The 602-nt window shown below is 30.6% G+C and carries 1 pseudogene; it reads left to right on the top strand.

Annotation, left to right across the window (positions count from 1 at the left end):
- Positions 1-184, top strand: a pseudogene (locus tag AJ932_RS10695) (hypothetical protein); the annotation flags it as partial.
- Between the last annotated feature and the right edge of the window lie 418 nt (positions 185-602).

The raw sequence follows: 602 nt of genomic DNA on the forward strand, positions 1-602 counted from the left end.
ATTTTATATACCTTGTGGTGTGCTTATAGCTTTGATTATTTTTATAAGCTTAACTTATCATTTTTTACAACGACCCTTAGAGCTTATCTTTTGGGATAGATATGATATATCGAAATTATCTATTAATAACGAAGAGAAAAATTTTAAAACAATGAAAACTATGAATTACTCCTACTTTTGCTAACGCTTAGAAGTAGGAGCTTCCTAACTAAAGCCAAGTATTCTTAGCTAGCTCGAAAGGCTTCTTGTTTATAGCTTACACCTAAATTTTCATATAAAATATTAAAACTTATACAAAAATCTTTCATAAATTGTTTCAGAAGTTAAAGAGTTTGTTTGGTAAATTACATTAAGGGTTTAAGCCGCGGGCTGACCCCCTACGGCTAAATTGTGAAACCCATGAAAGGAGGTAGCTCAATGAGGTTCATAAAACTCATTCTAGTGGTTATTATACTGCTTTGTTTATTTATAGTCAAGGCATATTAACCAAGCTCAATTTTTGAGGCAACTGGAGTGGGTTACCTGCGGTATCAAACAAGCTTTTAACTAAGCTTATCTTCCTTTCTATTGATTTATTTTATTTTTTAATTTATATTTTTCTT

Source organism: Campylobacter sp. BCW_6873, from assembly GCF_001762365.1.
GTDB classification, from domain to species: domain Bacteria; phylum Campylobacterota; class Campylobacteria; order Campylobacterales; family Campylobacteraceae; genus Campylobacter_D; species Campylobacter_D jejuni.